General features: G+C 66.2%; 9 protein-coding genes. 5 read left to right on the forward strand and 4 right to left on the reverse strand.

Annotated features, from left to right (window positions below):
- Positions 1-630 precede the first annotated feature (630 nt).
- Genes DYI24_RS02090 through DYI24_RS02100 form a run of 3 tightly spaced genes read left to right on the forward strand, consistent with a single transcriptional unit; the run spans position 631 to position 3571 of the window.
- Complete coding sequence (locus tag DYI24_RS02090; protein WP_164571074.1) at positions 631-1716, forward strand: ABC transporter substrate-binding protein; 1086 nt, start codon at positions 631-633, stop codon at positions 1714-1716.
- On the forward strand, positions 1713-2804 hold the full coding sequence (locus tag DYI24_RS02095) for a FecCD family ABC transporter permease (protein ID WP_164571075.1): 1092 nt from the start codon (positions 1713-1715) through the stop codon (positions 2802-2804). Before DYI24_RS02090 ends, DYI24_RS02095 begins: the two co-directional genes overlap by 4 nt.
- Positions 2801-3571: an ABC transporter ATP-binding protein gene (locus DYI24_RS02100; protein WP_164571076.1), complete on the forward strand. Its 771-nt coding sequence runs from the start codon at positions 2801-2803 to the stop codon at positions 3569-3571. The genes DYI24_RS02095 and DYI24_RS02100 overlap by 4 nt, the downstream gene beginning before the upstream one ends.
- On the opposite strand, the gene DYI24_RS02105 is transcribed toward DYI24_RS02100, so the two are convergent.
- Genes DYI24_RS02105 through DYI24_RS02115 form a run of 3 tightly spaced genes read right to left on the reverse strand, consistent with a single transcriptional unit; the run spans position 3566 to position 5337 of the window.
- The gene (locus DYI24_RS02105; protein WP_164571077.1) at positions 3566-4195 is read right to left on the reverse strand and encodes a hypothetical protein; all 630 of its coding nucleotides are present in this window, start codon (positions 4193-4195) and stop codon (positions 3566-3568) included. The genes DYI24_RS02100 and DYI24_RS02105 overlap by 6 nt on opposite strands.
- A complete protein-coding gene (locus tag DYI24_RS02110) occupies positions 4192-4797 on the reverse strand; it encodes a hypothetical protein (protein ID WP_164571078.1) in 606 nt (201 codons plus the stop codon). The genes DYI24_RS02105 and DYI24_RS02110 overlap by 4 nt, the downstream gene beginning before the upstream one ends.
- Before the next feature lie 12 nt (positions 4798-4809).
- Positions 4810-5337, reverse strand: a complete 528-nt coding sequence (locus tag DYI24_RS02115; protein ID WP_164571079.1) for a hypothetical protein — start codon at positions 5335-5337, stop codon at positions 4810-4812.
- 599 nt (positions 5338-5936) lie between these two features.
- On the opposite strand from DYI24_RS02115, the gene DYI24_RS02120 reads away from it, so the two are divergent.
- Together DYI24_RS02120 and DYI24_RS02125 are read left to right on the forward strand one after the other, a co-directional pair.
- Complete coding sequence (locus tag DYI24_RS02120; RefSeq protein WP_164571080.1) at positions 5937-6377, forward strand: c-type cytochrome; 441 nt, start codon at positions 5937-5939, stop codon at positions 6375-6377.
- A 3-nt stretch (positions 6378-6380) separates the two neighbouring features.
- Positions 6381-7055 carry a cytochrome b/b6 domain-containing protein gene (locus DYI24_RS02125; protein WP_164571081.1) on the forward strand — a complete coding sequence of 225 codons (675 nt, stop codon included), beginning with the start codon at positions 6381-6383 and terminating at the stop codon, positions 7053-7055.
- A gap of 29 nt (positions 7056-7084) precedes the next feature.
- Here DYI24_RS02125 and DYI24_RS02130 read toward each other — a convergent pair.
- The coding region (locus tag DYI24_RS02130; protein WP_246701129.1) for an enoyl-CoA hydratase-related protein at positions 7085-7334 on the reverse strand (250 nt) is incomplete at its 5' end.

Genomic DNA, 7334 nt, shown 5'->3' on the forward strand with positions numbered 1-7334 from the left:
CTGAGGTCGCTACTGCGGCCTGCTGAGCCGGCGCAGGCTTTGGAGCTTGCGCCGCGGTGCGGCGGGCGCCGCGGCCATCGCTCGACCGTGTTGCGCGCTGCGGCTTCGGTGGATTTGCCGATTCCACGCGCACTTCCGGCAACACATGGCGCACGCGCGGTGTCGATGTGTCGGCGGTCTGCGCCCGCGTCGCGGTGCTCGATCCCGCCGTCATCGCGCAGGCCAGTGCGACGCTCAGTCCGCAGCTGGAAGCAAGAAGTCGGCTCCGTGCGGATTCGCGCGTGAATGCCCGTTGAATCATTTGGTGGCGTCCCCCAGTTCACGATTAGTGAACGGGTCCTTATCGAGTCGTCACTTCGACCACCACCATCCCCACGTTAGCGTGGCGCACGATTACCACCGTGTGCAGGCAAACTTCGACACATTACAAAATGGGATGTCTGTTTCGTTACGCGCGCGATTAGTAACGCGCGCAACCGTACCAACTCAATCTTGAGAGATTCTAGTCTCGAGGACGTCGTCGCGCGCGTCATCGCGGTGTTTTGGTTTTGCGTTCTGTGATCGGCCGCCTATGAACGGCAATGCCGAGTAGAGGCAGATCAGGAGGAACGCTGTGAGGTCGTCAACGTGATGCTGTCGTCATTGCGATGGATGAGGCCGGCGATCGCCGTGGTGATCGGCGTCTCGGCAATGGCCTGTTCGTCTCGGGCCGCTGAGTTGACCGACCAGCGCGGACGGACCGTTGCCGTCACCACACCGGCGCAGCGGGTGGTTTTCTTGCCGATGCCGGCGCCGTCGACCTACATGGCGATCGATCGTTCGGCCGGGCATGTCGCCGGGATGAATCCGGCATCGGCCACAGCGATGCGCGCCGGCATTCTCAGCCGGATCTTTCCGTCGTTCGATCAGATCCCGATCGGGATCACCCGCGGTGCCGGCGTGGTGCCGAATGTCGAGGCGATCATGGCGCTGCATCCGGACGCGGTGCTGCAATGGGCGACCTCCGGCGACGAGCCGATCGCGATGCTCGATCGCGCCGGCCTCACAGTGCTGGGCCTGCGCTACGGCGGCCAGGACGAGGTCGAGGGCGCGATCCTGATGATGGGGCGGCTCGCAGGGCAGGAGCCGCGTGCGGGCAGGATCGTCGAGCGGCAGCGGCAACGGCAGGACGTGCTCGCGGCGACCTTCAGAGCAACGCCGGAGGCCGAGCGGCCGCGTGTGCTGCATTTGTCACGCGCCTCGGACTCGTTCGCCGTCGCTGGTCGCGACACCTATACGGACTTCGTCATCCGCACCGCCGGCGGACGCAATGCGGCCGGCGAGATCGGCGGTAGTCGCACGGTCACGCTCGAGCAACTGCTGGTGTGGAATCCCGATGTCATTCTGCTCGGCAATTTCGACAGCGCGATGCCGGCTGATCTTTATCGCGATCCACGGCTGCAGGGCATTGCGGCGATCAAGCAGCGCCGGGTGTATCGCGTGCCGCTCGGCGGGTATCGCTGGGACCCGCCGAGCCACGAGTCGGCGCTGGCATGGACATGGCTCGCGAAACTACTGCATCCGGATCGGCTGACGACTGATCTGCGCACCGAGATGCGGGACTGGTACAGCTTCCTCTACGATCACGCGCTGGCCGATGCCGAGATCGACGCCATTCTGCAGACGCCCCAGAACGGCGCGTCCGCCGGCTACGCCCGGTTTGCGGTCGCGCGATGAGTACGCTCGACACTGCCGCCGTGCGGCCCGGCCATCCTACCGCGACATCTTTGATAGCCGCCGCGCTCGTTCTGCTGCCGATCGTGACGGCGCTGCTCTGTCTGTCGGCGGGCCGCTACCACGTGCCGGCCGCGCATGTGTTCGGCATTCTGCTGCACGAGCTGTTAGCTTCGTTCGGTCTCGATGCAGCGAACTGGTTGCCGGCGGGGTGGGGCGCCGCGAGTTGGACACCAACGGAGCGGATTGTTGTCACGACGGTGCGATTGCCGCGGGTGCTGATGGCCGGCATTGCCGGCGCCGGGCTGGCGCTGTCCGGCGCGGTGCTGCAGGGCATGTTCCGCAACCCGCTGGTCGGCCCGCAAACCATCGGCGCCGCATCCGGCGCGTCGCTCGGCGGCGTCGTTGCGATCCTGTCGTTCGGCTTCGGCCTGCCGGTGCATCTCGGCGCGTTCGCCGGCGCGGCGATCGCCCTCGCCGCAGTGCTGATCGTTCACCGCGGCGACGGCGTCTCGCCGGTGCTGACGCTGGTGCTCGCCGGCGTGGTGATCGGGGCGTTTTGCAGCGCGCTGGTCGGGTTTGTCACCTTCATCGCCGATCCCGAGGTGAAGTTGCCCGGCATTGTGTTCTGGCTGCTCGGCAGCTTCGCGGCATCGAGCTGGCCGAACCTGGCGCTGCTGGCGACGTGCACCATCCTGGGCGGCGGCGTGATGCTGGCGATGCGCTGGCGCGTCAACGTGCTGTCGCTCGGCGACGAAGAAGCCCGGACGCTCGGCGTCGAGCCCGGCCGCGACCGGGTGATCCTGCTTACTGCGACCTGTCTGGCGATCTCGGCGCAGGTCGCGGTCTCGGGCACGATCGGCTGGGTCGGACTGGTGATCCCCAATCTGGTGCGCATGGTGGTCGGGGCGGATCATCGCCGGCTGCTGCCGGTGTCGGCGGTCGCGGGCGCCGCCTTCCTGATGGCGGCCGACACGCTGGCGCGCGACCTGTCGGCGGCTGAAATTCCGGTCGGCATCGTCACCGCGATCGTCGGCACGCCGGTGTTCGCCTGGCTGCTGCGCCGGCATGCAAGAGGACAGACGGCATGATCCAAGTGGAGCAGGCGGGGCATTGGTTTCGCTCGGAGCAATGGCTGTTTCGCGATCTGTCATTCGCGATCGCCGAGGGTGAGGCTGCCGCAATCCTCGGGCCGAACGGCTGCGGCAAGACCACGTTGCTGCGCGCGCTCGCGAATACGCTGGCGTTGAAGCACGGCCGGATCAACGTCGACGGCATCGTCGGCGTGGTGCCGCAAGCGCTGCGCGGCGATGTCGGCTATCGGGTGATCGACATGGTGCTGCTCGGGCGCAGCCGCTATCTCGGCCGCTTCGGCGCGCCGGGCCGCCGCGATCTCGCCCGCGCCGAAGCTTGTCTTGAGGCCGTCGGCATCGCCGATCTCGCCGAACGGCGCTACGACCGGCTCAGTGGCGGTCAGCGCCAGCTCGTGCTGTTCGCTCGCGCGCTCGCCGGCGATTGTCGGGTGTTGCTGCTCGACGAGCCGGCCTCGGCGCTGGATCTTGCCAATCAGGGCGTGGTGCTGCGGCTGATCCGCCGCCTGGTGCGCGACGACGGCATGACCGTGGTGTTCACCACGCATCATCCCGATCATGCGCTCGCGGTTGCCGACAAGGTGCTGATGATGGCGGGCGAGCCGGTGTTCGGTCCCGCCGACCGCGTGCTCGACGAGGCCAATCTGGCGCGGCTTTACGGCGTTCCGGTGCGCCGTGTCACCATCGAGGCGGATGGCGAGCGCATCGAGGCGACCGTGCCGGTGCACCGGCTGACGGGCGTCGATGCGCCGCTACCGCGGCTATGATCGCGCGGTGGCTTGCGCCCAGCGCAGGAAGCCGTCGAGAAACCGCGTCGTCGCCGGCATGAACCGGCTGCCGTGGTGATAGAACGGGTCAAGCGTAGAGACGATCAGCCGGCCCGGCGTGGTGACGCGATCGTCATAGAGCAGCGCGCCGCCGGGATCGCAGCCGTCGCGATCGTCCGGCACGGTGACCAGCGCCTGCGCGCCGTCCGGCGGAAACAGCACGCCATGAATGTGCCAGATCGTCGACTCCGCCGGCACGTAGCTGAAGATTTCGTGATCGGGCGCCACGATCTGGTGCGGCGGCTTCTGCGCAGGATCAAGCCACCACCAGAAGTTGGTTGGCCGTCCGGCAGTGCGCACGCCGGGCGCCCAGGTCTCGGCTTCGCTCTCGCCGAGCACCACCAGCGTGTTGCCGCGGGCGAGAAAGTCCGCCAGCAGCGGCTGGTGGCGGCGCATCACCTCGGGATTGGTGCGATCGGGTATGATGAGCAGGGTCGGTTCAGCGAGATCGGTGGCGGCGAGCGCCGGCGCGTAAATCACGCGATCGAAGCGATCGCGGAAACGGTCTCCGAAGATGGTCTCGTGATGATAGTACGTGCCGCTATCGAGCACTGCGACGGTCATGAGCGTGCCTCCACCAGCCAGGACATCAGCTGCGGCAGCAGGCGACGGCTCGAATCGTCGCCGCCGAAGCTCCACAGATCATTGCCGCCGTGCATCAGCACCTCGCCGCGGCCGTGGTGATAGATGAAGTCGAGCGGACGTGCCTCCGGTCCCATCGTGTGGATCACGGTCGCGCCCTCCGGCGGGCTATGCCAGGCATGGCCGTAAAAACCGGCGACGCCACGCCGGAAGATGAGATCCTCGAGCGCGACGCCATCCCAAATCGGATGCGCCTGCGCACGGGCGATGGTCAGATCGCTGAGGCTGCCGCCGCCGAGCGGCTGCACCGGTGACAGGCCGGGCAGGAACGGTTGGGCGATATGGCCGCTGACGACCGCGATGCCGCCGGCCGTGATGTAATCGCCGAGCAGCGCCGCGTTGGCCTGCAGGAAACGCTGGTCCATGTGCATGCCGATCAGCAGCGCATCTGCGCCGTCGAGCAGCGCGGCGTCGAGGGCGTAAAGATCAACATCGCGAATGGTGCAGGGCAGGCCGGCGAGCCGGTCGGCCCAGCCGGCCGACGAGGTCTTGTGACCGCAGGAGAACCGGATGATGGTTTTCATCGCGTGCTCCGATTACAGCCGGTCGAACAGCGCATCGGGCGACGTGGCCAGAACGTCCGCGGCGACACTGCGCTTCAGCGCGGAGAGCTCCACATTCTCTGCATCGCTCCGTGCCGCACCGCGGCCGATCAGCTCGAAGAACCGTTCCGGCACCGCGCCCTGACGTAGCGCGACGCCGACAGTCTGCTCACCCGCCGAAACCCGCCAGCTGTAAGACATGTCGGCGCCCGGACACAGCCGCGCATGCGGCAGCGAGCGGTCGACGGTGTAGACGCCGCGCGTCACCGCGCGCGTCACGAATTCGAAAGCGTCGCGCACGCCCGGACCGGGATGCCCGCTGACCACGCTGATCTCGGAGCGTCGTAGCGGTCGCTGCGGCGACAGCGCCGGCAGCATCAGGCGCAGCGCCTGAAACGTCACTGCGAGCATCGCCAGTGCGCTCTGGCCGTGATACGCGGCGACCATATCGAAGTGAATGTCGATGAGATCTTCCTCGCCCTCGATGCTCAGCATCGGGCGGATCTCGGCAGGTGTCGTCATGATGAGTCTATCTTCTCCGGCGTAAGTCACGCGAGATATCGCTTCGCGTAACAACAACGCCGGAGGGGCGGCAATCGCTGTCACTCGCGCGCCGCGTGCACGGCGGCTTGCGAAAGGGCCTAACTACTTCGCCGGACACATCTCTTCGGCGCGTTTAGAATTGCCAGAAAGTCGCAAGTGCCGAGAGCAGAGTCGCGTGTGTTGGTACGTTACGTACCAAATGCGTGAATGTGCTCGGCCTCAAGCGGCGCGCGCCTGCGACAATGGCGCACATGTGATCAGCGGATCAAAAGATCGATCCGGGTTAGCGCGGTCTGATCACGTGGGCTGCTGTCCTAATCTTTAGCCATTGCGTCCATGTCAGGGCAGGTGTTCGCAGTTGGTTCTTCCCGATCGTTTGCGGCGGCGATGTCGCATCGGCTAAGAGATCGGGTGGGGGCAGGAGAATCGCGATCGCTGCACTCCCGGCTCTGTGACGTTGTCACCGCAACGTCAGGTTGATTGTGGGAGAACAGCCGCGATGGAAGCGACTCACCAGGATGGGTGAAGCTGCCGGTCGGCGCCTGCGGCGACCGGAACGATCAAAAGGACCTGCAAAGATGAAATTGAGAATTGCTACTATCGCCGGACTGGTTGTGCTGGGCAGCGGTTTCGCGGTCGCGCAGACCGACGCCATCGCGCAGCGCAAAGCGATCCTGAAGCAGATGGGCGAGGCGACCAAGCCGATCGCTGCGATGCTGAAGGGCGAGGCGAAGTTCGACCAGGCGGTGGTGCAGAAGTCGCTGGCTGCGATCGCAGACGACTCGAAGAAGCTGCCGGCGCTGTTCCCGGCCGATTCCAAGACCGGTGGCGACACCGCGGCGCTGCCGAAGATCTGGGAAGACAAGGCGAAGTTCGACGACCTGTTCGCCAAGCTGGCCGCTGCGGCCACCGCGGCGCAGAGCACGATCAAGGATGAAGCCTCGCTCAAGGCGAACATCGGCGGCGTGCTCGGCAACTGCAAGTCGTGCCACGACGACTTCCGCGCCAAGAAGAGCTAAGACATGAACGAAGCGAGCGTCGTCGCCTGGGACGGGCCCACGCGCGTCTTCAAGTGGGCGCTCGTCTTCGTCGTCCTCGATGGCTGGATCAGCAACACCTATGGCGGGGCCTATCCCGCCTGGCACAAGCTCAACGGCTACACCGCGTTGGTGCTGATCGTCTTCCGCATCATGTGGGGCTTCGTCGGCGGTTCGACCGCACGGTTCGGCAGCTTCGTCGCGATGCCGGGCAAGGTGCTGGCCTATATCGCCGACAAGAAGAAGTTTCTCGGCCACAATCCGCTCGGCGGATGGATGGTCGTGGCGCTGCTGGCGCTGGTGTTCGCTATGGCGATCAGCGGGCTGTTCTCCGCGGATGAAGACCGTCTGATCATCGAGGGACCGCTCGCTAAAACGGTCGCCGATGCCACTGTCGACACCGCCGCGCTGTGGCACCGCCGGATCTTCACCGCGATAGAGGTGTTTGTCGCGGTCCACGTCGCCGCCAACGTGATCTACGCGGTCACCAGCCGCGAGCCGCTGATCCAGGCGATGATCACCGGCCGCAAGCCGGCCGACAGCTATGCGGATATGCCGGCAGCCGAGCCCGGCCCTTGGCGCCGAGCATTCGCCTGCCTGCTGGTGGCAGCGTTCGTGGTGCTGGCCCCGATCTACGTGATCGCGGGACGGCTGCTGTAACGCGTGCGGAGCTTAAGCTCCGCGACGTCTCACCGCCCGCACCACACCGGCGGGCGTTTGCTGAGGAAGGCATCGATGCCTTCCTTGGCGTCTTCGGCCTGAAGGTTCTTCGCCATCACCTGACTGGTGTAAGTGTAGGCGTCCGCCAGCGACAATTCGGCCTGGCGGTAGAACGCCTCTTTGCCGATCGCCAGCGTCAGCGGAGACTTGCTCGCGATCTGCCGCGCGAAGGCGAGGGTGCGCTGCTCGAGCTCGGCGGCGGGAACGACCTCGTTGATC

The sequence above is a fragment of the Rhodopseudomonas sp. BR0C11 genome (genome assembly GCF_010820945.1).
Lineage (GTDB): Bacteria > Pseudomonadota > Alphaproteobacteria > Rhizobiales > Xanthobacteraceae > Rhodopseudomonas > Rhodopseudomonas palustris_H.

Bases quoted from the DNA above. Each gene is read 5' to 3' on its own strand.
- DYI24_RS02090 (WP_164571074.1), top strand. From the start codon at position 631: ATGCTGTCGTCATTGCGATGGATGAGGCCGGCGATCGCCGTGGTGATC.
- DYI24_RS02115 (WP_164571079.1), bottom strand. From the start codon at position 5,337: ATGACGACACCTGCCGAGATCCGCCCGATGCTGAGCATCGAGGGCGAG.
- DYI24_RS02125 (WP_164571081.1), top strand. From the start codon at position 6,381: ATGAACGAAGCGAGCGTCGTCGCCTGGGACGGGCCCACGCGCGTCTTC.
- DYI24_RS02100 (WP_164571076.1), top strand. From the start codon at position 2,801: ATGATCCAAGTGGAGCAGGCGGGGCATTGGTTTCGCTCGGAGCAATGG.
- DYI24_RS02120 (WP_164571080.1), top strand. From the start codon at position 5,937: ATGAAATTGAGAATTGCTACTATCGCCGGACTGGTTGTGCTGGGCAGC.
- DYI24_RS02110 (WP_164571078.1), bottom strand. From the start codon at position 4,797: ATGAAAACCATCATCCGGTTCTCCTGCGGTCACAAGACCTCGTCGGCC.
- DYI24_RS02105 (WP_164571077.1), bottom strand. From the start codon at position 4,195: ATGACCGTCGCAGTGCTCGATAGCGGCACGTACTATCATCACGAGACC.
- DYI24_RS02095 (WP_164571075.1), top strand. From the start codon at position 1,713: ATGAGTACGCTCGACACTGCCGCCGTGCGGCCCGGCCATCCTACCGCG.